Below are 23,219 nucleotides of genomic sequence, written 5' to 3' on the forward strand. Positions count from 1 at the left end.
ATTGTAGTCAGCGCCCGTGACGCTTTTTAGTGCACCGTGCGCCCGAAGAGGAACTGCCCCGGCGCACGCACCGGATCGACGTCCACCGGAATCTCGCTCTTGGGCGGGAAGCGCCCTTCGAGAATCAGCTTCGACAGCGGGTTTTCGATGCGCTGCTGGATCGCCCGCTTGAGCGGCCGCGCACCGAACACCGGGTCGTAGCCGACCTTGGCCAGCTCCTCCAGCGCGGCGTCGGTGAACGTGAGCGTCAGATCCAGCTTGGCCAGCCGCTCCTGCAGCGTGCGCAACTGGATGCGCGCGATGTTCTTGATGTGTTCGCTCGAGAGCGGATGGAACACCACGGTCTCGTCGATGCGGTTGAGGAACTCGGGCCGGAAATGGGCCTTGAGTTCTTCCCACACCGCGTCCTTGATGTCCTCCATGTCCTGCCCCGCCATCGCCTGGATGCGCTGCGAGCCAATGTTGGACGTCATGACGATGACCGTATTCTTGAAGTCTACCGTGCGCCCCTGGCCGTCGGTCAGGCGCCCGTCGTCGAGCACCTGCAGCAGCACGTTGAACACGTCCGGGTGGGCCTTTTCCACCTCGTCGAGCAGCACCACGCTGTAGGGCTTGCGCCGCACCGCTTCGGTCAGATAGCCGCCTTCCTCGTAGCCCACATAGCCCGGCGGCGCGCCGATCAGGCGGCTGACGGAGTGCTTCTCCATGAACTCGCTCATGTCGATGCGCACCATGTGCTGCTCGCTGTCGAACAGGAAGTTCGCCAGCGCCTTGCACAGCTCGGTCTTGCCCACGCCCGTGGGGCCGAGGAACAAGAAACTGCCGAGCGGCCGGTTCGGGTCGGACAGCCCCGCGCGCGCGCGCCGGATGGCGTTGGCCACGGCGGCAATCGCCTCGTCTTGCCCCACCACGCGCTCGTGCAACTTGGCTTCCATCTGCAGCAGCTTCTCGCGCTCGCCCTGCATCAGCTTGGATACCGGAATACCCGTGGCGCGCGAGACGACCTCGGCGATCTCCTCCGCGCCCACCTGGGTACGCAGGAGCTTGAAGCCCTTGCCCTCGCCGCTGCCCGACTCGCGTGCCTGCGCTTCCTGCAGGCGGCGCTCCAGCTCGGGCAGGCGGCCGTACTGCAGCTCGGCCACTTTGTTGAAGTCGCCCTTGCGCTTGGCCTCCTCGATCTGGAAGCGGATGCGGTCGATCTCCTCCTTGATCTGGGCCGAACCCTGCACCAGCGCCTTCTCGGCCTTCCAGATTTCTTCCAGGTCGGCGTACTCGCGCTCGAGCTTGGCGATTTCTTCCTCGATCAGTTCGAGCCGCTTGCGCGAGGCCTCATCGGTCTCCTTGCGCACCGCCTCGCGCTCGATCTTGAGCTGGATCAGGCGGCGCTCCAGCCGGTCCATCACCTCGGGCTTGGAGTCGATCTCCATCTTGATGCGGGCCGCGGCCTCGTCGATGAGGTCGATGGCCTTGTCCGGCAGGAAGCGGTCCGTGATGTAGCGGTGCGACAGCTCGGCTGCGGCAACGATGGCCGGGTCGGTGATCTCCACCCCGTGGTGCAGCTCGTACTTCTCTTGCAGACCGCGCAGGATGGCGATCGTGGCCTCGACGCTGGGCTCGTCGACCAGCACCTTCTGGAAGCGCCGCTCGAGCGCCGCGTCCTTTTCGATGTACTTGCGGTACTCATCCAGCGTGGTGGCGCCGATGCAGTGCAGCTCGCCGCGCGCCAGCGCCGGCTTGAGCATGTTGCCCGCGTCCATGGCGCCTTCGGCCTTGCCCGCGCCCACCATGGTGTGGATCTCGTCGATGAAGAGGATGATGCGCCCTTCCTCGGCCGCGATCTCTTTGAGCACCGCCTTGAGGCGCTCCTCGAACTCGCCGCGGTATTTGGCGCCGGCCAGCAGTCCCGCCATGTCCAGCGCCAGCACGCGCTTGTCCTTGAGCGTCTCGGGCACCTCGCCGTTGACGATGCGCTGCGCCAGCCCCTCGACGATGGCGGTTTTGCCCACACCGGGCTCACCGATGAGCACCGGGTTGTTCTTGCTGCGCCGCTGCAGGATCTGGATGGTGCGGCGAATTTCGTCGTCGCGCCCGATGACGGGGTCCAGCTTGCCCTGACGGGCGCGTTCGGTCAGGTCGAGGGTGTATTTTTTCAGCGCCTCGCGCTGGTTTTCGGCTTCGGGATTGGTCACTTTTTCTCCTCCTCGCACGGCTTCGATCGCCGCCTCTAGGGACTTGCGCTGCAGGCCCGCCTGCCGCGCGGCATCGGCCAGCGACGTCTTGGCATCGGCCAGCGCCAGCCAGAACAACTCGCTGGCGATGAACTGGTCACCGCGCTTGATGGCCTCTTTTTCCATCGCCTGCAGCACGGACACCAAATCGCGGCTGGCCTGGACTTGCTCCTGGCCCTGCACCTGGGGCAGGCGGTTGACGGCGTCTTCGGCCGCCTTGCGCAGCGCCCCGATGTTGACCCCGGCACGCGTGAGCAAGCCGCGCGAGGTGTCTTGCTGCAGCAGGGTCAGCGCCACGTGCGCCGGCTCGATGTACGCATGATCCTTGCCCAGCGCGAGCGATTGCGCGTCGGACAAGGCCTCTTGAAACGAACGGGTGAATTTTTCGATGGACATGGAAAGCTCCGTGATTCGACTGTGCTTCCATGTGGGGGGTTGTGCCGCGTTTTCAAGGCCGCGGCCTTGATCGCCATCAAAAACGCGCCACGTGACGGGCACTCAGGCGTTGCGCGCGGCAATGCCCCAGCGCGCCAGCGCCGCGTCGTCGCTGACGCGCGCATCGACCCAACGCGCCCCCTGTGGGGTGTGCTCTTTTTTCCAGAACGGCGCCTGGGTCTTGAGGTAGTCCATCAAAAACTCGCACGCCTGGAATGCCTGGCCGCGATGCGCCGAGGCCACGGCCACCAGCACGATTTGGTCCTGCGGCTGCAGCGCCCCCACGCGGTGGATGACGCGCACACCCAGTATGTCGAAGCGCCGTGCCGCCTCATCGATCATGGCGTCGATGGCGCGCTCGGTCATACCCGGGTAATGCTCCAGCTCCATGGTGGCCACCGAGGCCCCGTCGTTGCGATCACGCACCGTGCCCACGAAGGCGCACACCGCGCCCACGGTCGGCTGGCCGGCGCGCAGGGCGGTCACCTCACGCGCCAGGTCGAAGTCCTCGCTCTGGATGGCGATAAAACGGTGCGCGAGTGCCATGGGCCTATCCTCCAGTGACGGGCGGGAAGAAGGCCACTTCGGCGCCATCGTGCAGCGGCGTACCCTCGTCCGCCATGACCTGATCGACCGACACGCGCACGGCGCGCCCGCGGCCCAATGCCTCGGCCCAGACGCCACCGCGCGCAATCAGCGCGTCGCGCAACGCGCCGACGTGGGATGCGTCGGTGTCCAGCACCTCGGCGGCAGTGCCCACGGCCTCGCGGATGGCGGCAAAGTAGCGCAGTTGGATCTTCATGGACGATCGTTGAATGAGGGTCAGGGTACCTATGCGGTGCTCGTGACCACGATCATAGCTTGGGCATTTGGCCCGCGGGCACGGCGAGCCAGGCCGACAACGGGCATGCCGGCGCCCACAGGTATCCCTGCGCACGCCGCACGCCGCGCTCGGCCAGAAAATCGCGCTGGGCCACCGTCTCGACCCCCTCCGCCACGAGCTGCAAACCGACCGCACGCCCGAGCTGGATGAGCGACTCGACGAGCGCGTCGGCCTGCGCGGACGTCCCGATGTCGCGCACGAAGCTGCCGTCGATCTTGATCGTGTCCAGCGGCAGGGCACGCAGATACGCCATCGAGGCATAGCCAGTGCCAAAGTCGTCCACCGCCAATCGCACCCCGCGCGCCTCCAGCACGCGCAGGCGGTCCCGCGCCGGTTCGCTGTCGAGCAGCACACTCTCGGTGATTTCCAGCTCCAGCCGGTGGGCAGGCCAACCGCTGCGCGTCAGGCGCGACAACACCTCGTCCACGAACCGTTCCACCTGGAGCTGACGGGGTGAGACGTTGACCGCCAGCCGGCCGAGCGTCCAGCCGGCCGCGTCCAGGCGCTGCCCGTGCTCCAGTGCCAGATCCAGCACCAGCAAACCCAGGCGCTCCATCAGTCCGCCATCCTCTGCCAAGGGAATGAAGGTCGAAGGCGACACCCAGCCCCACTGGGGATGCTGCCAGCGCAGCAAACCCTCGGCAGCCACGATGCGGCCGTCCTGCAAATCCACCTGGGGCTGCCACCACAGCTCGATGGTGCGCTCGGCGATCGCCTGTGCCAACGCTTCGCGCATGGCGCGCGCCTCGTGTGTGGCGTGGCTGAATCCCGCCTCGTACGCGACCACGCGACCGCGTCCCCCTGTTTTGGCGCGGTACATCGCCTCGTCCGCATGGCGCAACAGCGTCACGGCGTCCAGCCCATCACGCGGTGCCAGGGCGATACCAATGCTGGCCGAGATGTGGCAGACCCGCCCGCCCAAGTCGATCGGATTTTGCAGCGCCACCAGCACCGCGTGGGCGCGTTCGGCGGCAATGTCGGCCGTCACATCCTCCAGCACGAGGACAAACTCGTCTCCCCCCAGCCGTGCCACGGTGTCGCCACCGCGCACTTGCGCACGCAAGCGTTGCGCCACCTCGACCAATAGCGCGTCGCCGGCCTCATGCCCCCACTCGTCGTTGATTTCCTTGAAGTGGTCCAGATCGACGTATAGCACCGCCGTCATCGACCGGTGACGATCGGCGCGCGCCAGTGCATGCTCGATGCGCTCGAGGAGCAAACGGCGGTTGGGCAGATCGGTCAGCGGATCGTGTAGGCCGACATGCAGCAAGCGCTGTTCGGCCGCCGTCAGCGCCAACACCTCGCGACGCAGCTGCGCTTCGCGGCGCTGCAAGCGGCGTTGGTAGATGCGCAGCCGACGCCGTGATTCGTTCATGGCCCGAGCCAGCGCGTGGACCTCACGGGTGCGCCAGTCGGTACGGATCGGCTGTGCCAGCGACAGCTGGCCCACCGCCTGCGCGGCCTGCGCCAAATACTCCAAGGGCTCGGCCAACTGACGAGCAGCGCGGCGGGCGATCCACGCCGCCGCGAGGGACACCGCGATGCCAAACCCCACCAAGGCCGCCAGCCAAACGGTCAGCCCTGGCACGAAGTCCCACCATGGGGCCGCCATCCACAGGGTCAGTGGCAGCTCGCCCAACACGATGGTGTGCTGCACCACCAACCAGCGAAGGCCCGGCATCGCCCAGCGGCTCCCGTCGAGCACCTGCCCTCCCTGCTCTATGGCCTGCCGCAGCAACGGTTGGCCGACCTCGTCCAGGCGCGGCAAGCGCCAGCTGCCCTCTGGCGTTGGCGTCAGCGTCAACGGGGCAAACGACTGTCCCAGCACCTGCCCGCTGGCGTCGGCGACCAGCGTCAGGCCGTGGGCACTAGGGGTCAACGTCTTGGCCAAGGCGTCGATCTCATTGGCGCGCAGATCGAACCCCACGGCCCACGGCAATCCGTCGGCATCGTGCCAACCCAGGGTGACCGTTACCCCCGGCTCGCGCGTGGTAAACAGCACGTACGGCGTGGTCCAGCGTGGCTCGCCCGGCTTTTCCTGGGCCAACCGATACCAAGGCCGCGTCCGTGGATCGTAGGGCAGCTGCTCGCGCCATTCCCGCAACGGGCGCCACTGCGCGTCGAACGACAGAAAGCGCTGTTCGTCCCCCCAACGGGTGCGGTCCGTGATGCGCACGAGCCACTCGCGCTGCTCGGGCCGCCACAGCAGCAACCAGCCTTGGCCCGCGCCATTGCCTGCCACCACCGAGGTGACCAACGGCATGGCGGCCATGGCCAGACGCGCCCGCTCGACGAAGCTCGTCGGATTATCCGCCGATGGTGGTAATGCCTGCAGCCCGTGACCAAACACCTGCAACGCAGCCTGGGTCGAGCCAAAGCTGGCTCGCAGCCGGGCATCTGTCTCACGGGCCACCGAGTCGAACGACGCCCGGGCCGCCTGTTGCGCCATCGGTGCGATGACGCCCACTGCCACCAACAGCGCCATCGCGACGATCAGCGCCAGCGCGCCGCCAATCAGACGGCGACGCAACAGCGAGCGGAACCCGACCCGCTCTGCGGCCATCTTCGACGTTCGGGCAGTGGCGAGCGGGGAGGTCATGCGCACTCCTGAACGTTCGATCCGCCGCTCAGTCCCACCACTCCGCCAGCGGCAGATAGGCCACCACGTCTCCACGCCGTATGACTGCCCCGGCAGGTTTATCCACCAGACCATCGGCCCAGACCATGGAGGTCAGCACGGACGAGTTTTGATTGGGAAACAGGTCTAAACCGCCCTGCGCGTTGCGGCGCACGCGCAAAAACTCGCGCCGTTTGTCGGGGTGCGGCACGTCGAAATGCGCCACCAGCGGCAGCGCCGGTGGCAACGCGGGCGCCACGTCGACCCCTGACAGCCGCAGCAAAAACGCCCGCGCGAGCAGCAGAAAGGTCACGAAGCTGGAGACCGGATTGCCCGGCAGGCCCAACACATGGCAGCGCCCTTGGCCACCCAGCGGCGCACGATCGATCCAACCCTGTGCAAACGGCTTGCCGGGCTTCATGGCAATCTGCCATAAGTCCAGGCCACCCAGCGCCTGCACCACGGGTTTGACGTGGTCTTCCTCGCCCACGGAGACACCGCCCGTGGTCACGATCACGTCGTGCGCGAGCGCGGCGCTGGCCAAAGCCGAGCGCGTCGCCTCGCGATCATCGGGAATGCGCGACAGCACGGTCACGTCGCAGCCCAGGCGCTGCAGCAGCGGCTCCAGAAAATAGCGGTTCGACTCGAAAATCGCCCCCGGTGGCAGGCCCTCGGGCGGCCGCTCCCCCGGGCGGATCAGCTCATCGCCCGTGGCGGCCAGGGCCACGCGCAACCGACGCCGCACGGTCAGCTCGGCCACCCCGATGGAGGCGACCAAGCCCAGATCGGCCGGGCGCAGGCGCCGGCCCGCGGGCAGCACGACGGCACCGACGTGCACATCTTCGCCGCGGCGGCGCACCCACTGGCCCGGCACGGGCACCACGGTCAAGCGCACCCAGCCATGGGGCGCCAGTGCGGCATCCGCATCGGGCGGCGCCTCCGCCGGCGCGGCGTCCTCTTGCATCACGACGGCGTCAGCCCCATCCGGCAGTGGCGCACCGGTAAAGATCCGCGCCACCGCGCCCGGGGGCAGCGCCGCGCTGCCGTGGCCCGCCTGGATGCGCAGGGCCACCGGCAGCGGCCGACCCGCGGCCACGGCGTCTCGCACCTCCGCACAACGCACGGCGTAGCCATCCATCTGGCTGTTGTCGAAGCCGGGTACGTCGAGCGCCGAGACGACCGGCTCGGCCAGCACGCGGCCGGCAGCGGACTGGGTGGGCACGCGCTCCACCTCCGCCACCGGGGTGACGTCGGCCAGCAGCCGCTGCAGGGCCTCTTCCAGCGCCATGAGGCCGGGCCGTGCGGACGCGGTCGGTGACGTCGTCGCCATGGCCTGCCCCTCACTCCGCCGCGCACACCGTTTCGATGAGGGCCTTGACACGCTGGGCGTCCGCGGGCAGCACCTGCACCCGCTTGGGTCGGTCCTCGATGCCCTGGTAGCGGGCGGGCCGCTCGGGCTCGCGCCCGAGGGCTTCGACGATGGTGGCGGCAAACTTGACCGGCAACGCCGTCTCGAGCACGATCATGGGCACCCCGGGCTGCCGGTGCTCACGCGCTACCTTGACCCCATCCGCGGTGTGGGGATCGATCATGACGCCGAAACGCTGCCACGTGTCGCGGATGGTGGCGATGCGGTTGGCGTGCGTGCTGCGGCCACTCAAGAATCCGAAGCGGCTGCGCGCCAGCGCAAACGCCGGGTGGGCCGACAAATCGAAGCGCCCCTGGCGCGCCAGCTCGTCGGCAAACAGGGCGCGCGTCGCCGCCGCATCGCGCCCCAGCAGGTCGAACACGAAGCGCTCGAAGTTGCTGGCCTTGCTGATGTCCATCGACGGGCTGGACGTCTCGTAGGTGTCGGCGCTGCCCCGCACCCGGTACACCCCGGTGCGGAAAAACTCGTCGAGCACGTCGTTTTCGTTCGTCGCCACCACCAGGTGGGCAATGGGCAGGCCCATCATGCGGGCGATGTGCCCGGCGCACACGTTGCCGAAATTGCCGCTGGGCACGGCAAAGCTCACGCGCTCGTCGTCGCGCGTGGTGGCCTGGATCCAGCCCGCAAAGTAGTACACCACCTGCGCCAGCAAGCGCGCCCAGTTGATGCTGTTGACGGTGCCGATCTTGAAGCGCCGTTTAAAGTCGAGGTCGTGGCTGACCGCCTTGACGATGTCCTGACAGTCGTCGAACACGCCCTCGATGGCGATGTTGTGGATGTTGGCATCCATCAGGCTGTACATCTGCGCCTGCTGAAACGGGCTCATGCGCCCATGCGGGCTGAGCATGAAGACGCGGATGCCACGCTTGCCGCGCATCGCGTACTCGGCGGCGCTGCCGGTGTCGCCGCTGGTGGCGCCCAGAATGTTGAGCGTCTCACCCCGGCGCGCGAGCTCGTACTCGAACAGGTGGCCCAGCAGCTGCATCGCCATGTCCTTGAAGGCCAACGTGGGCCCATTGGACAGTGCTTCCAGCCAGAGGCCGTCTTCCAAGTGACGCAAAGGCACGATCTCGCCCGTGCCGAACACCTCAGCCGTGTAGGTTTTCGCGCACAGCGCGCGCAGGTCGTCGGCCGGGATGTCGTCGATATAGAGCGACAGGATCTGGAACGCCAGCTCGGCGTAGCCTTGCTCGTGATAGATGCGGCGCCAACGCGCCAGCGTCGCCGCATCGACCTGGGGATACGACTCGGGCAGGTACAAACCGCCGTCGGGCGCAAGGCCCTCGAGCAAAATGTCGCTGAAACGCCGCCGCTCGGGGTGGCCACGGGTCGAGAGGTAGCGCATCAGGCCAACTCCTCCTTACGGATGCGCACCACGGGCGCCAGCACCGTGGGCAGGGCTTGGATGGCATCGAGCGCCTCGTTCATGGTGCCCTCGGTCGTGTCGTGCGTCAAGATGATGAGGTCGGTTTGCGTGCTGCCCTCGCCGCCCACCTCGTCGGCCTCGCGCTGCAGAACGGCGTCGATGCTGATGCCCGCACGCGCCAGCAGCCCCGTCACCTCGGCCAGCACACCGGGCTGGTCGGCGACACGCAAGCGCAGGTAGTAGCTCGTGACCACTTGCGCCATGGGCACGATGCGCAGGTCACTCATCGCATGCGGCTGGAACGCCAGGTGCGGCACGCGGTGCTGCGGGTCAGCGGTGTGCAGGCGTGTCACGTCTACCAGGTCGGCGATCACGGCGCTGGCGGTCGGCTCGCTGCCCGCGCCTTTGCCGTAGTAGAGCGTGGTGCCCACCGCGTCACCCTGCACCACCACGGCGTTCATCGCGCCCTCGACGTTGGCGATCAGGCGCCGCGCCGGCACCAGCGTCGGGTGCACGCGCAGCTCCACGCCACCGGCCACGCGCTTGGTGATGCCCAGCAGCTTGATGCGGTAGCCCAGCTGCTCGGCGTAGCGGATGTCGGCCGCCTGCAGCCGTGTGATGCCTTCGACATACGCCTTGTCGAACTGCACCGGAATGCCAAACGCCAGCGCACTCATCAGCGTGGCCTTGTGTGCGGCGTCGATGCCCTCGATATCGAAGGTGGGATCGGCCTCGGCGTAGCCCAGGCGCTGCGCCTCTTTGAGCACGAGGTCGAAATCCAGCCCCTTGTCGCGCATCTCGGACAGGATGAAATTGGTGGTGCCGTTGATGATGCCGGCCACCCACTGGATCTGGTTGGCGGTCAACCCCTCGCGCAACGCCTTGATGATGGGAATGCCGCCCGCCACCGCCGCCTCGAACGCCACCATCACCCCCTTGGCCTGGGCGGCGGCAAAGATCTCGGTGCCGTGCACCGCCAACAATGCTTTGTTGGCCGTGACCACGTGTTTGCCGGCGGCGATTGCCTCCAGCACCAGCGTCTTGGCAATGCCATAGCCGCCGATGAGCTCGACCACGATGTCGATGGAGGGATCGGCGATGACGGCGCGCGCGTCACCCACCACCTGCACCCCGTCGCCGACGATGGCGCGCGCCCGCTCGACGTGCAGGTCGGCCACGGTGACGATGTCGATGCCGCGCCCGGCGCGGCGACGGATTTCTTGCTGGTTGCGCTGTAGCACGCGAAAGACGCCGCTGCCGACGGTGCCGATGCCCAGCAGACCAACGCGGATGGGGGGAAGCGAACTCATGGTGGTGATGTCAGTGAATAGATCGTCGATCGGTGGCGGGAGCGCCCCCGCGCAGGGTCAGTCCGTTCCGTAGCGGCGGCGCAGATGCCCCAAAAAACGCGCAATGCGGCCAATCGCCTCGGCCAGGTCGTCTTCGTGCGGCAAAAAGACGAGGCGGAAATGGTCGGCCGTCGGGTAGTTGAAGCCCGTGCCTTGCACGATCAGCACCTTTTCCTCGGCCAGCAGTTCGTAGGCGAATTGCTGGTCGTCCTCGATCGGGTAGATCGCCGGATCCAGGCGCGGAAACATGTACAGCGTGGCCTTGGGCTTGACGCAGGTCACGCCGGGGATGGCTGTCAACAACCGGTGCGCCAGGTCGCGCTGTCGGCACAGACGCCCCGTGGGCGCGACCAAATCGTTGATGCTCTGGTAGCCGCCCAGCGCGGTCTGGATGGCCAGTTGCCCTGGCGTGTTGGCGCACAGGCGCATCGAGGCCAACATATTCAGCCCCTCGATGTAGTCCTTGGCGCGCCGCTTGTCGCCCGAGACGATCATCCAGCCCGCACGGTAGCCGCACGAGCGGTAGTTTTTGCTCAGCCCGTTGAAGGTGACGAACAGCACGTCGTCGGCCAGCGAGGCGATCGACGTGTGGGTGTGGCCGTCGTAGAGCACCTTGTCGTAGATCTCGTCCGCAAAGACGATCAACCCGTGCTGGCGCGCCAGCGCCACGATGGCCTGCAGCACCTCCACCGGATACAGCGCCCCGGTCGGGTTGTTGGGGTTGATGACGACGATGCCCCGCGTGCGCGGCGTGATCTTGCGCGCCATGTCCTCCAGATCGGGGATCCAGTCGCTGGCCTCGTCGCACAGATAGTGCACCGGCGTGCCGCCCGATAGCGACACCGACGCCGTCCACAACGGGTAGTCGGGCGCGGGAACCAAAATCTCATCGCCCGCGTTGAGCAGCGCGTTCATGCTCATGGTGATGAGCTCACTGGCGCCGTTGCCCAGATAGACGTCGTCCACCGTCACGCCAGGAATACCCTTTTGCTGCGTGTAGTGCACGATCGCTTTGCGCGGGGCAAACAGCCCCTTGCTGTCCGTGTACCCGGCCGCGTGCGGCAGGGTGCGGATCATGTCCTGCACGATCTCATCGGGCGGCTCGAGCCCGAACACAGCCAGGTTGCCGATGTTGAGCTTGATGATCTTGTGGCCATCCTCCTCCATCTGGCGGGCCTTCTCCAGCACAGGCCCCCGGATGTCGTAGCAGACGTTGGCGAGTTTGGCCGATTTGTGGATGACGGGAAACGGCATGGCGCACGGGGTTGGGCGGGTGGAACCTATAATTTCACCACAGTTTGGCCGCCTTTCCGTGCGCGCCGTGCGCCACCGATGAAGTTTCAACCCGACCGCATCGACACCCTGTCCATCCAGGCCCACGGCCCGGGGTGGGTGGTGATCGCGGGCCAGCGGTTCGAGCACAGCGTGGTGGTCAGCGCCAGCGGCCGCCTGCAGGTGTGGGACTGCCGGGCGCACGCCGATCTGACCGCCGCCCACTTCGACCTCCTGGCCGAGGAAGAACCGGAAGTCGTGCTCTTCGGCAGCGGCCAGCGCCTGCGCTTCGTCGCCCCTGCCCTGCTGCGCGGCCTGATCGAGCGCGGCATCGGCGTGGAAACCATGGACACGATGGCCGCGGCGCGCACCTACAACATCCTGGCCGGCGAAGGCCGCCGGGTGGTGGCAGCCCTGTTGATCGAACCCCACGACACGACGCCGGCGGGCTGACTTTCGATCGCCTCCACCCGCCAGACCCGCCCCTCGAATGCGGTAAAATTAGCAAAATGTCCGGCGCAGCCCATCCTGCCGCGCTGCCACGCTCGGCACCCGCTCCACGCGCGAATGGGGCTCAGGGTGTGTGATGGACAGGCCGTCTTTTTCCGGACGCATCCGATCAGCCAATCAGACAGGGGATACGCTTCATGGCCGTCGTCGTCAACAAACCCATTCCCGAGTTCGAAGCGCAAGCGACCGGCGGCGTCAAGGTCACCCACCAGTCCCACCTGGGCAAGACCCTGGTGCTGTACTTCTACCCGAAAGACCACACCCCCGGCTGCACCACCGAGGCGCTACAGTTCCGCGACCAGTATCAAGAGTTCGTCGCCGCCGGTGCCGAGGTGTTCGGCGTCTCGCGCGACAACCTGAAGTCGCACGAAGATTTCAAAGCCAAGCTGGAGCTGCCCTTCGAGCTGATCGCCGACACCGAAGAAAAGATGTGCCACATGTTCGGCGTGGTCAAGAACAAGATCATGTACGGCAAGAAGGTCAAGGGCATCGAGCGCAGCACCTTCTTGATCAGCCCCGAGGGCATCCTGCTGCAAGAATGGCGCGGCGTCAAGGTGCCTGGGCACGTGGACGAAGTCCTGCAGGCCGTCAAGATGCTCAAAAAGGTGGCCTGACGGCAAAACGTCTCGTCGGAAGAAACGGTCCAGCCTAGCGCAGGCAGGGGCGGTGGGCATTCGAGCCAGCTGTCGCCGTCAAGAGAGGAGCGCTCAAAGGATGGGCGTGAACAGTCGGGCGGCTCGGTCGCGCAGCCGCACCGTCAAGGGCTGGGCATGCCATTGTGCCAGGGTGACCAGGTGTGATTCGGCCCGGCGTTCAAAGAAATCGTCTTCGAGCTGGGCCGCAAGGGCGGGATCGTAGACCTCGAGGTTGAATTCGAAATTGAGCCTCAAACTGCGCGTGTCCCAGTTGGCCGAGCCGAGGCTGACCCAATGGCGATCGATCAGCATCAGCTTCGTATGGTCGAAAGGGCCTGGCCGTTCGAAGACACGCACGCCAAACTCGAGCACCTGGGCATAGCTGGCGCGGCTTGCCCATCCGACAAAGGCATGGTCGCAGCGCTGCGGCACGATCACCTCGACTTCCACGCCGCGCAAGGCAGCGGTAGACAGGGCCGTGAGCAAGGTGGTTTCGGGCACGAAATAGGGCGTCCGAATTCGCACGCTGTGCTGTGCGCTCGCAAGCGCGCCGGACCAGGTCCAGAGCAAGCGGTCGATCGTATCGTCGGGGCCAGCTTCGATGCCGCGTGCAAGGGCGCCGCCGCAGCGGTCGCGGTCGCCCGCGGGCCATGCTGCAGCGGAGTCCGGGCCCCCACGCCAGAAGGAGGATTCGAGCCATTCGTCGCTGCTGTCGAACCAGTCGCGCGTGAAGGTCAGCATCATGTGTTCCAGCACCGGTCCTTCGACGCGGAAGTGCAGGTCCCGGAAGGCCGCTTCGGGCTTGTCCGGCGACCAGTAGGACGCTTGAATATTCATGCCGCCCGTGAAGCCGACACACCCATCGACCAGCAGCAACTTGCGGTGGTTGCGCAGCTGAACCGCATGCAGCCGCGCGGGAATGAACGGCGGGTTGAATGAGGCGACGGGCACGCGCTCGCGGACGAGCGCGCGGTAAGCCGTCTGGCGCGAAAGCCGGACATTCACGTCATCGATCAGCACGCGCACGGCCACGCCCCGGCGGTGCGCGCGCGTGAGCGCGTCGACGAAGGCGCCACCGATGCCGTGGCCGTCAAAGATGTAGCTGGCCAGGGCGATGCTGTGACGCGCCTCGTCGATGGCCCGCAGCATCTCGGGGTAGGCGGTCGCACCGCCGTGCAGCGGTTCGATTGCATTTCCCGCCGTCAGTGGCAAGCCCGTGGCCGACTCGACCAGGTGCGCCAAACCCTTAAACGTGAGCGGAACGGGAGGCGGCGTATCATGGCTGGGCTGCGCGGCCACGGCACCACGGTGTACCGAACCCCGCAGACGCCGCGCCCGTCGCTCGATGCGATTGATTCCAAACAGGAGATAGAGCGTCGATCCCGCCAGGGGCAGCACGGCGATGACGATCAGCCACAGCGTGGCCGAGCGCGGCTCGCGCTTGTGCAGCAGCGCGTGGCCCATAAAGAAGGGCGCCACGATGGCCGAAGCCACCAGGGCGCTCAGGGTCCAGGTATTTCCGTCAAGGATAGGCATGGTCGACCGTGACTGACCCAGAGGCGATCGCTCAGCGTGTCAGCGGCTCATCGACCACCACCCTGCAACCACAGGGTCAGCCGCACCCGGCCTTCGCCGGTGGGCCGAACAATGCCTGCATCTTCGAGGCGCGCCTCGACGAAGCTCTGCGCCAGCTCGATCCAGCCGACCACACTGCGCTCGGAGGTATCGAGCACTTCGGCAATGGCGGCATGGGCCAGCGCGTCGAGTTCGGCGAGCAGCAAGGCGCGGCGCCACGCCACCGGCAGGTCTTTGAGCACATCGACCACGTAGGCTTGTTCGCCAGCCCGCTCGGCGGTGGCGGGTTGATCGGTGCTCTCGGCAGCAGCCTCGACCATCTCCGGCAGCACATCGGCGATGCTGAGCGTGTCATCCGGTTGGTAGTACTCGTAGAGTTCTTCTTCGACCATCGACTCGGCGTCGTCCTGCGCGTCCGTCGGCACCGGAGCGTCGAGCGAGACGGCCTCGCCGTATGGGCGGCTGGCGGCGACCTCGCGGTCGATGGCCTTGAAGAGGTTCTTCAGCAGTTGCCGATAGACCGCGTCTGGGTCCGCACCGGGCTGCCACGCGGCTTTGGTCGCGGCGGCGGCCTCGTCGACGACATCGCGCACGGTCGGGTAGTCCGAGGGCAGGTCGCCGACGGCGCGCAAGTAGGCAAGTTCACGGCGCGCCACTGCTTCGAGGCGTTGCAGCAACGCCTCGATGCCCTGTTGCGCCTGCGTCGCCACGGCTTCGGGCAGCGCGGCGATCTGTTCCTTGAGCGCATGCAGCCGCTCGCGGCGCGCCTTGCGCTTGTACTGATCCTGGCCGCGCAGGAGCTCAAAGTGCTTCTTGGCTTCGCGAAACAGGCGCGCCATCGCGGCTTCGCTCGCGACGACCGGGTCAGCGCCCTCGGCGCTCGCAGCGATGATCTTCTTGCCCGGCAGGTGCATGTGCAGCCGCACGGTAAAAGCCTTGCCGCCCCGCTTGGGCTTGCCCAGCGTCGCGTGCAGCACGCTGTCCTCAGCGCCGTGCTTGATCAGCAGAGGCTGGAGCTGCTTGGACATCTGCGCCTCGAGGGCGTGGGCCCAGCCCGGCGCATCCTGCGCCGAGGTGCCTTCGTAATGGAGTTTGATTCTCATGGTGATCTCGGTGGATTAGAGGAACGCCGCCGAGCTTACCAGCGCAGCGAGGCCGCCGCGCCTTGGAAGTCACGCAGCAGTCGGCCCTCGGCCTCACCACGAACGAACTCGAGGCGCGCGCCATAGTCGCGCGCGAGCTGCCAGACATGGTCGCGCAAAGCCACTTCCTGCGGCTGGTCGCAAAAGAGTTTGGCCATTTCTGCCGTGCCGCCCACAGCGCCCTCAGGGCAGCGCCAGATGCGTGCATCCAGCGCCCAGGGCAGCACCAGCGTTTCCACACGGCCCAGTTGCAGCGCGTCGAGCACGGGGTCCAGACCCCAGACGCCCGGCTGCTCCTTGATGCGTTCCAGCAGCGCCAATTCGGCCTGACGTTCGGCTGCTTCGAGGGCCGGCGTCACACGTTCGAGCAAGTCGGCCGGTGTCGGGTTCGATGCGTTGCCGGGCTGGGGCACGCGAGCGACCACCCGGTTGCGCAGGCCGCGGCTGAGGTAACCCTCGAAATGCGACACCTGCCACGGTTCGCCCATGAGGACGAGGCGCTCGACGCCCAAGCGGTCGACCGTCTTGTCGAGCGCCTGGGCGAGGCGCGTGTAGAGCTTGTGCATCCAGGTGCTGACTTTCGCGGCTTCGCGCTCTTTCGGCGAGAGCTTGTCGAAGCTGCCACCCGTGTGCGCACGGCGCAGCGCTGCGGCGTTTTCGATGCGCTCGGCCAGATCTTTGAGCTCCCGCCATTCGTCGGCGCTGATGTCGGCGAATACGGCGGTGTCTTCACGCAACTCGCCCAGGAACAACTCATAAAAGCGCCACTTCGCGCCTTCGAGATGGAGCACACCGCCACGCTCGTATTCGTCCGCGGCGAAGAAAATGGGCGTCAGATACGGCTCGCCCCAGCGCGCTTCCACGCGCCCCTGGGCCAGGTCGACCACCGGTAGATCCAGCTGCAGGTCGATGCGGCGCACGACCAGACGGCCGCGCAAGCCGCGAGTGGCAAACAGCGCCAGCGTGCGTGCAGCCGGCCGTTCCTCGTCGATGAGCGCCAGGACTTCGTCATACAGCGGCGTGTCGCGCTTGCCGTGAGCGTCGCGGATTTCGGGCAGGTCCTTGAGGGCGTTTTTGATGCGCTTGGCCCACGCGCGGCCCGCGTTTTCAGGGCGTGCGGGGTTGATGTCCGCATAAATGGACAAAACAGGGGCTCCTGCGCCGCCAAACGCGGACTGCAGGTCTTGGGTCAATGAATCGAGTTCGGTCATGTTGTGTTTCTCTTTCTCTAGGGTTGCTTTCGGAAGCGTCGAGTCGACGCAAGGCTGAGTCGGTCGCCCTGAACCGGTGCGGGACGCTCAGCCCTGCGTTCGGGTTTGCCGGACGCTCAGGCGCTCTTGCGCAGTCGGAGCGCCAAAGCCAGCAACAGGGCGCCCGCGATCAGGGCGTATACACCCATCATCAGGCCCATGGTCACCATGCCGGCATCGGGATACAAGGCCAGCACGACCGGAACGGCAGCGCCGAGGGCGACGCTGATGGCGCCGCTGAGCATCAGGATCCAGCCTCGGCCGCCTTCGCGCTGCAGGCGACGGCCGGCAGAAAATTCGAAGACGCCGGTGGCGATCGCCCACAGCGACAGCAGCACCCAGTTGAAGACGACCAGCGCCATGGCCGCCGCCCAGGGCACGACGACCACCACGATGCCAGCGAAGATGCCAATCACGCCACGCAGCACCCAGGACCACCATCGGTCGGTCTTCTGGCGCGCGTGATGGATGCCCAGGCCCACCGACAACACACCGTCGGCGAGCGCATAAGCACCAAAGACGAAGGTCAGCGCGTAGACGGCCGCCAGCGGCGACCACAGCGCAATGGCGCCAAACAGCAGCGCCAGCACGCCCCGCAGCGCCAGCCACTTCCAGTTCGTCTGGATCAGGGAGACGGAGGCGTTTTGGGTGACGCCGTCGTCGGACGTTTTCACAAGGTTATCCGTCATGATGGGGCTCCTCGATCAACGTTGGGTGGCGTTGGCTAACCAGCCGCTGCCGGACTTGCCGCCCTCGGTCTGCTTGCGCGCCTGGGTCTGGACATCGGCGTTGGCGCCGGGCACTGGCTTGGTGGCGGCGGGTGCCGCATCGGCTGCATAGGCCGAGGCGCCGCCAAAGGCCAGCGCAGCCGCGAGCGCGAGGTGGCTGGGTTTGAGGGTTTTGAGTGAGGTTTTCATCGTCGATCCTTCCGTTGTTGCTGTTGTCGAGACGACGCCAATCTGGCGGCGGCAACAGGCTGCCGCGCAAAATCAAGTGCCCGCAAATCGGGTAGCGCCTGGTGGGCAGATGGGTATGAGACAAGAGATATCAAGCGGGAGGCGACGCGATTTTTCTGGCATCATCGCCGTATGCCTTTGCCACCTCCACCACGCCGCAAGGCCGACCGCGTCGACCTCAAAAAACTCTCCGCCACCGCCACCCCCGCAGCCGACGATGCGCCCGCTGAAGAGCCGCAGGTGACGCCGCCGCCCCCCCTGGCGGCAGACGCATCGGCCATGACGCCCACGGCCCGAACCGGGCGGGGTCGGCGTCGCTCCACCGGCGCCGTGCGAGCCGAGACCCCGGCTGAGGCCCCAGGCGCTGACGCGATTGCTACCGCAAGTGTCGCCGTGGCCCCCCCCGCGCCAGCGGCGCCCCCCCAGACCGCCCTACCCGCGCGCGCGCAGCGGGAGGCCACGCGGCGCTCGCCGACCCGCCGGCGGGCGGCGTCCGACGGTCGGCGCCGGTTGTTCGTGCTCGACACCAATGTGCTGATGCACGACCCGTCCTGCCTGTTTCGCTTCGAGGAGCACGACATCTTCCTGCCGATGATCGTGCTGGAAGAGCTGGACAACAACAAAAAGGGCATGAGCGAGGTGGCGCGCAACGCGCGCCAGGCCAGCCGCTCGCTGGACGCACTGGCCGCTTGTGCCAACGGTGACATCCGCGCCGGACTTCCCCTGTCCGCACTCGGCAACACCGAAGCCAGCGGCACCCTGTTCTTCCAGACCGAGCTGCTGCCGCACGCGCTGCCCGCCGATCTGCCTCAGGGCAAAGCGGATAACCAGATTTTGTCGGTGGTGCAGGCGCTCACCCAGCGCCACCCCGAGCGCGACGTCGTGCTGGTGTCGAAAGACATCAACATGCGCATCAAGGCGCGCGCCCTGGGTCTGACCGCCGAGGACTACGAAAACGACAAGACGCTCGACGATGCTGACATGCTCTACAGTGGCATGTTGGCATTGCCGACCGACTTCTGGAGCCGCCACAGCAAGACGGTGGAGAGCTGGCAGCAGGGTGGGCATACCTTCTACCGCATCTCGGGGCCGATCGCCGAGCAGCTCTACCTGAACCAGTTCGTGTACTACGAAGCACCGGGTGAGCCGCCGCTGTACGCACGGGTGGTCGAGTTGCGCGGCAAGTCGGCCGTGCTGCGCACGCTGCGCGACTACACACACCTCAAGAGCGCAGTCTGGGGCGTGACCGCGCGCAACCGAGAGCAAAACTTCGCCCTCAACCTGCTGATGGACCCGGAGATCGACTTCGTCACCCTGGCCGGCACCGCGGGCACCGGCAAGACGCTGATGGCGCTGGCCGCGGGCCTGAGCCAGGTGCTGGACGAGCGGCGCTACACCGAAATCATCATGACACGCGCCACGGTCAGCGTCGGTGAGGACATCGGCTTTTTGCCCGGCACCGAGGAAGAAAAAATGGGCCCCTGGATGGGCGCGCTCGATGATAACTTGGAGTTTCTGGCCAAGGGCGGCCAAAGCCCGGCCGGCGACTGGGGCCGCGCAGCCACGCAAGATCTGATCCGCAGCCGCATCAAGATCAAGAGCCTGAACTTCATGCGCGGGCGTACGTTTCTGAACAAATACGTCATCATCGACGAGGCGCAAAACCTCACGCCCAAGCAGATGAAGACGCTGATCACGCGCGCAGGTCCCGGCACGAAGTTGGTATGCATGGGCAACCTGGCGCAGATCGACACACCGTACCTGACCGAGGGCTCGTCCGGCCTGACCTATGTGGTCGACCGCTTCAAGGGCTGGCCGCACGGGGGGCACGTGACGCTGGCCCGCGGCGAGCGCTCGCGCCTGGCGGATTTTGCTAGCGAGGTGCTGTAAGCACGGACTCCGCCACTGGCGTCCGGTCTGGCCCCGGGACGCGGCGGCGCGCGAGCAGCACATACATCGTGGGCACGACGAATACCGTCAGCAGCGTGCCCACGCTCATGCCGCCCACGATGACCCAGCCGATTTGCTGACGGCTCTCGGCCCCGGCACCGGTGGCCAGCGCCAGCGGCAGCGCACCCAGCACCATCGCACCCGTGGTCATCAGAATCGGGCGCAGGCGCAGCTCGGCCGCACGTCGCACCGCCTCGCCCAGGGCCAAGCCCTGCTGGCGCAGCTGGTTGGCAAACTCCACGATCAAAATGCCGTGCTTGGTAATCAGCCCTACCAGGGTCACCAGGCCAATCTGACTGAACACGTTGAGCGTGCCACCCGTCCAGCGCAAGGCCGCCAGCGCCCCCAGCATCGACAGCGGCACCGACAGCATGATGATGAAGGGGTCGAGAAAGCTCTCGAACTGCGCGGCCAGCACCAGGTAGATGAACACCAGCGCCAGCACGAAGACCACCGCCAGAGACCCGGAGGCGGCGCGGAACTCGCGGCTCGCACCGTTGAGGTCGGTGGTGTAGCCCTCGGGCAGCACCTCGCGCGCGATCTGGTCCATGGTGCGCAGCGCCTCGCCCAGTGCAAAGTCGGGCGCCAGGTTGGCGGTGAGCGTGGCGCTGCGACGCTGCGCAAAGTGGTTGAGCTCGCGCGGTGCGACCACTTCCTGCACCCGCACCACGGCCGACAGCGGCACCATCGTGTTGTTGCGCCCGCGCACGTACAGGCCATCGATGTCCTGCGGGGCGCTGCGCGCATCGGCGCTGGTCTGAACGATCACGTCGTACTGCTCGCCCTCGCGCTTGTAGCGGCCCACGACGCGCCCGCCCAGCATGGATTCGACCGTGCGCGCCACGGCATCCACACTGACGCCCAGGGCGGCGGCGCGCTCGCGGTCCACCTCCAGGCGCAGCTCGGGCTTGTTCATGCGCAGGTCGGTGTCCACCTGCAAAAAGCCAGGAAAGTCGGCCATGCGGCGCTGAAACTCCGCGACCACGCGCGCCAGGCTGGCGTAGCTGTCGTTGGTGGTGATGACGAAGTTGACCGGCCGCTCGCGAAACCCCTGCCCAAGCGACGGCGGCGTGATGGGGAAGGCCGTCACGCCCGGTACGGCAGCGATGCGCGGCGCCATCTCGCGCACCAGTGCCAGCGTGCTGCGCTCGCGCTCCTCCCACGGCTTGGCACGGAAAAAAACCGTGGCTTGCGAGACGGTGGGGTTGCCGATGAGCGCGAAGATGCGGTCGAACTCCGGGTAGTCGCTGCCGATGCGCTCGATGGCCGCCGCATAGCGCGACGTGTAGGCAGCGGTCGCCCCATCGGGGGCGTTCACGATGGTCAGGATCACGCCGCGATCCTCCAGCGGCGCGAGCTCTTGCTTGGTGGTGCGCAGCAACCACACGCTGGCGGCAGCGCTGGCCAGCATCAGGCCCACCACCCCCCAGCGCCAGCGCAGCGCCACGTCCAGCGCGCGGCCGTATCCATGCACCAACGCTTGCAGCACGCGCTCCATGCTGCGGTCAAACCATCCGCGTCGCTGCTGGTGGCGCAGCAGTTTGGCGCACATCATGGGCGACAGCGTCAACGCCACGAAGCCCGACACCAGCACCGCCCCGGCGAGTGCGAGCGCAAACTCGGCAAACAGGCGTCCGGTGCGCCCCGGGGTCAGCGCCAGCGGCGCATACACCGCGGCCAGCGTCAACGTCATGGCCACCACGGCAAAGGCGATTTCACGCGAGCCACGGATCGCCGCCGCCAGCGGCGTCATACCCGCTTCGATGTGGCGGTGGATGTTTTCCAGCACGACGATGGCGTCATCCACCACCAGGCCGATGGCGAGCACCAGCGCGAGCAGCGTCAGGGTGTTGATGGAAAAGCCAAACAACGCCATCAGCGCAAACGCGCCGATGAGGCTGACCGGGATGGTGACGAGCGGAATGATCGATGCACGCAACGTCCGCAAAAACAGCACGATGACCAGCGTCACGAGCACCACTGCTTCGAGGATGGTCTGGTACACCGCCCGGATCGAGCGGTCGATGAACACCGAGTTGTCGTTGGCCACCTGCACGTCGACGCCTGCGGGCAGGTCGCCCCGCACGCGTTCGAGCAGCCCGCGCACGCCGGCGGAGAGTTCCAGCGGATTGGCCGTCGCCTGGCGGATGACGCCCAGCGACACCGTATCGCGGCCGTTGAGCCGAACCGACGTGCGTTCATCGGCCGCGCCTTCGGCGACGTCGGCCACATCGCCGATGCGCACCGGCAACCCACCCGCCGTGCGGATGACCACGTCCGCAAAGGCCGATGCGCTGCGCAGGTCGGTGGCGGCGGTGACGTTGAACTCGCGCAATTGGCTCTCGACCCGGCCGGCGGGCACCTCCAAGTTGGCCCGGCGCAGCGCGTCCTCCAGATCCTGCACCGTCAGCCCGTAGGCGGCCAGGCGGTCCGGGTCGGGCCGTACGCGCATGGCAAAGCGGCGTTCGCCAAAGACGCGCACCTCGGCCACGCCGGTGGCGGTTTGCAGCACCGGTTTGGCGATGCGGTTGGCCAAATCGGTCAGCGCCAGCGGCGAATAACGGTCGGACGACAGCGCAATCCAGATGACGGGGAAGGCGTCGGCCTCGACCTTGGCCACCACGGGCTCGTCCACCGACTGCGGCAGGCGCCCGCGCACCCGAGCCACCTTGTCGCGCACCTCGGCGGCCGCCGCATCGGGGTCGCGTTCCAGGCGAAAGCGCACCGTGATCTGGCTCTGCTCCGGGCGGCTGATGGAGGTGATGACGTCCACCCCCTCGATGCCGGCAAGCGAGTCTTCCAGCACTTTGGTCACGGTGGACTCCATCACCTCGCTGGACGCGCCAGCCAAGCGCGTGGTCACGGTAACCACGGGTTCGTCGATCTTGGGATACTCGCGCACCGGCAGCTGGGTGAACGCCACCCAGCCCACGAGCACGATCAACAGCGACAGCACGGTGGCAAACACCGGGCGGCGGATGGCGATTTCGGGCAGTGGCATCGGGCAGCTCCCGGGGGGTCAGGACGCGGCCTGCGGCGCGCGCGGCGGCCGGTTGGGGTCGATCACCCGCACCGGGGTGCCATCGCGCTGCAGCCGCTGCTGCCCCGCCACGACGATGGTATCGCCGGGCTGCAGGCCCTCCGTCACCTGCACGCGGCCGTCGCGCCGCACGCCCAGCCGCACGGACACCCGCTCCGCCTGCGGCGGCGCGTCGCCCTGTGCCGGGCGCAGCCGCCACACCCAGAACTGCTGCCCCTGCGGCACAATGGCTTCCTCTGGCACCATCAGCGCCGCGGGGTCGCGCCCCAGCTCGAGCGCCACGCGCGCAAACATCCCGGGCTGCAAGCCCTGCTGTCCCTGCTCGAGCTGTGCGCGCACGATCAGCGCACGCCCGTCAGCGTCGAGCGCCGGGTCGATCGCCTGCACGCGCGCCAATACGTCCTGCTGGGGCCGGGCATCCACGCGCAGGCGCAGCGTCTGCCCCACCCGCACTTGCGGCTGCCAACGTTCCGGCAAACGAAAATCAACGGCGAGACGCGAGGTGTCCTCCAGGTGCACCAGTTCGGTGCCGTCCTTCACATACTCCCCCACGTGCACCTGGCGGATGCCCGCCACGCCGTC

The 23,219-nt window shown here is 67.1% G+C and carries 18 protein-coding genes; 3 read left to right on the top strand and 15 right to left on the bottom strand.

Annotation, left to right across the window (positions count from 1 at the left end):
* Positions 1-26: 26 nt before the first annotated feature.
* The 8 genes from clpB to Q0716_RS06510 all read right to left on the bottom strand — a co-directional run bounded on the left by clpB (position 27) and on the right by Q0716_RS06510 (position 11,561).
* Positions 27-2,624 carry an ATP-dependent chaperone ClpB gene (clpB, locus tag Q0716_RS06475; RefSeq protein ID WP_299021062.1) on the bottom strand — a complete coding sequence of 866 codons (2,598 nt, stop codon included), beginning with the start codon at positions 2,622-2,624 and terminating at the stop codon, positions 27-29.
* Positions 2,625-2,726: 102 nt separating this feature from the next.
* Complete coding sequence (locus tag Q0716_RS06480) at positions 2,727-3,209, bottom strand: molybdenum cofactor biosynthesis protein MoaE (protein WP_299021064.1); 483 nt, start codon at positions 3,207-3,209, stop codon at positions 2,727-2,729.
* A gap of 4 nt (positions 3,210-3,213) precedes the next feature.
* Complete coding sequence (locus Q0716_RS06485) at positions 3,214-3,465, bottom strand: MoaD/ThiS family protein (protein WP_299021066.1); 252 nt, start codon at positions 3,463-3,465, stop codon at positions 3,214-3,216.
* Between the two features lie 52 nt (positions 3,466-3,517).
* Positions 3,518-6,145 (bottom strand): EAL domain-containing protein, encoded by a 2,628-nt coding sequence (locus Q0716_RS06490; RefSeq protein WP_299021068.1) that lies wholly within the window; start codon positions 6,143-6,145, stop codon positions 3,518-3,520.
* 28 nt (positions 6,146-6,173) lie between these two features.
* Positions 6,174-7,493, bottom strand: a complete 1,320-nt coding sequence (glp, locus tag Q0716_RS06495; RefSeq protein WP_299021070.1) for a gephyrin-like molybdotransferase Glp — start codon at positions 7,491-7,493, stop codon at positions 6,174-6,176.
* 10 nt (positions 7,494-7,503) lie between these two features.
* Positions 7,504-8,937: a threonine synthase gene (thrC, locus tag Q0716_RS06500; protein WP_299021072.1), complete on the bottom strand. Its 1,434-nt coding sequence runs from the start codon at positions 8,935-8,937 to the stop codon at positions 7,504-7,506.
* Positions 8,937-10,268, bottom strand: a complete 1,332-nt coding sequence (locus Q0716_RS06505; protein ID WP_299021075.1) for a homoserine dehydrogenase — start codon at positions 10,266-10,268, stop codon at positions 8,937-8,939. Before Q0716_RS06505 ends, thrC begins: the two co-directional genes overlap by 1 nt.
* Positions 10,269-10,325: 57 nt before the next feature.
* Positions 10,326-11,561 (bottom strand): pyridoxal phosphate-dependent aminotransferase, encoded by a 1,236-nt coding sequence (locus Q0716_RS06510; RefSeq protein ID WP_299021077.1) that lies wholly within the window; start codon positions 11,559-11,561, stop codon positions 10,326-10,328.
* Between the two features lie 78 nt (positions 11,562-11,639).
* On the opposite strand from Q0716_RS06510, the gene Q0716_RS06515 reads away from it, so the two are divergent.
* Positions 11,640-12,032 carry an Mth938-like domain-containing protein gene (locus Q0716_RS06515; protein WP_299021079.1) on the top strand — a complete coding sequence of 131 codons (393 nt, stop codon included), beginning with the start codon at positions 11,640-11,642 and terminating at the stop codon, positions 12,030-12,032.
* Positions 12,033-12,226: 194 nt separating this feature from the next.
* Entirely contained in the window at positions 12,227-12,703 is a 477-nt protein-coding gene (locus tag Q0716_RS06520) for a peroxiredoxin (RefSeq protein ID WP_299021081.1), read from the top strand.
* A gap of 93 nt (positions 12,704-12,796) precedes the next feature.
* Here the strand turns inward: Q0716_RS06520 and cls are convergent, their stop codons facing one another.
* The 5 genes from cls to Q0716_RS06545 form a co-directional block, all read right to left on the bottom strand.
* Positions 12,797-14,260: a cardiolipin synthase gene (gene cls, locus Q0716_RS06525; protein ID WP_299021083.1), complete on the bottom strand. Its 1,464-nt coding sequence runs from the start codon at positions 14,258-14,260 to the stop codon at positions 12,797-12,799.
* Positions 14,261-14,307: 47 nt separating this feature from the next.
* Positions 14,308-15,402: a hypothetical protein gene (locus Q0716_RS06530; RefSeq protein WP_299021085.1), complete on the bottom strand. Its 1,095-nt coding sequence runs from the start codon at positions 15,400-15,402 to the stop codon at positions 14,308-14,310.
* Between the two features lie 35 nt (positions 15,403-15,437).
* Positions 15,438-16,652 carry a VLRF1 family aeRF1-type release factor gene (locus Q0716_RS06535; protein ID WP_299021087.1) on the bottom strand — a complete coding sequence of 405 codons (1,215 nt, stop codon included), beginning with the start codon at positions 16,650-16,652 and terminating at the stop codon, positions 15,438-15,440.
* Between the two features lie 116 nt (positions 16,653-16,768).
* Positions 16,769-17,380, bottom strand: coding sequence for a DUF308 domain-containing protein (locus Q0716_RS06540; RefSeq protein WP_299021090.1), 612 nt, complete (start codon positions 17,378-17,380; stop codon positions 16,769-16,771).
* A 15-nt stretch (positions 17,381-17,395) separates the two neighbouring features.
* Positions 17,396-17,608 (bottom strand): hypothetical protein, encoded by a 213-nt coding sequence (locus Q0716_RS06545; RefSeq protein ID WP_299021092.1) that lies wholly within the window; start codon positions 17,606-17,608, stop codon positions 17,396-17,398.
* A 171-nt stretch (positions 17,609-17,779) separates the two neighbouring features.
* On the opposite strand from Q0716_RS06545, the gene Q0716_RS06550 reads away from it, so the two are divergent.
* Complete coding sequence (locus Q0716_RS06550; RefSeq protein WP_299021094.1) at positions 17,780-19,537, top strand: PhoH family protein; 1,758 nt, start codon at positions 17,780-17,782, stop codon at positions 19,535-19,537.
* Here the strand turns inward: Q0716_RS06550 and Q0716_RS06555 are convergent.
* Positions 19,521-22,598 (bottom strand): efflux RND transporter permease subunit, encoded by a 3,078-nt coding sequence (locus Q0716_RS06555; RefSeq protein ID WP_299021097.1) that lies wholly within the window; start codon positions 22,596-22,598, stop codon positions 19,521-19,523. The two genes, Q0716_RS06550 and Q0716_RS06555, sit on opposite strands and share 17 nt — an antisense overlap.
* 18 nt (positions 22,599-22,616) lie before the next feature.
* The coding region (locus tag Q0716_RS06560; protein WP_299021099.1) for an efflux RND transporter periplasmic adaptor subunit at positions 22,617-23,219 on the bottom strand (603 nt) is incomplete at its 5' end.

This window comes from uncultured Tepidimonas sp. (assembly GCF_938045175.1).
Taxonomy (GTDB): domain Bacteria; phylum Pseudomonadota; class Gammaproteobacteria; order Burkholderiales; family Burkholderiaceae_C; genus Tepidimonas.